General features: G+C 48.1%; 1 tRNA gene. It reads right to left on the bottom strand.

From position 1 onward, the window contains the following. Nucleotides 1–394: 394 nt before the first annotated feature. Nucleotides 395–466 (bottom strand) — tRNA-Ala (locus DF185_RS24760). Nucleotides 467–767: the final 301 nt, after the last annotated feature.

Here is a 767-nt window from a genome sequence, read left to right as displayed (position 1 = left end):
GAATGTCACAATAATCGGCAAGACATGTGAGTTGGTGATCGGACGGAAACTCGCTGTTCATCTACCGCATCGTCAACAAAGCACAGTATCGAATTGAGAAGCACACTGACTATGGTTGTGAGCAATCACACAATCAGTCGGTTCTATCCTCACCTGTGTTACACACTGGTTCTAGTGTACCGCTTCACATGTGTCCCGGTGTGGCTTTGTGTGTAGTGCACATGTAGTGCCCCAATCCACACACAATCGCCTCATCATTGTGTGTGTGCATACATGCTTGCAAACATGATTGTGCACATGATCGACCCATTGTGTGTGCGTTTGTATGGCGGAACTCACTCTGTGATGTCTGTATGTGAATGATGGGTTTGTTGTTGGTGATTTCCAAACCGCCCGCGACCGCCGGGAGTCGAACCCGGGTCGACTGCCTCGCAAGGCAGCCATGATAGCCGTTACACCACGGTCGTGACTCATTCTACACCTCACACTGAATCCGCAACTACAACTACAACTACAACTACAACAACAAATACAACAACAAACACCCACTCGCAAACAAATCATGCATGCATTCACACTCACACACACACACACACTATATCATTCACTCCGAAAACAATCGCCAACACTACCTCTCCAACTCTGTCCGATCATCTCCGACTGTCTCGAACTAACTGTCCCACAGCACCGACAGACACCACCACCTACAACGTGCCAACATCAGCAATATCGTCAACACTATGCACTATGTGTCCAGCTGAAATACA

Source organism: Marinifilum breve, assembly GCF_003202155.1.
GTDB lineage: Bacteria > Bacteroidota > Bacteroidia > Bacteroidales > Marinifilaceae > Marinifilum > Marinifilum breve.
This window is presented reverse-complemented; position numbering and strand designations above follow the sequence as displayed.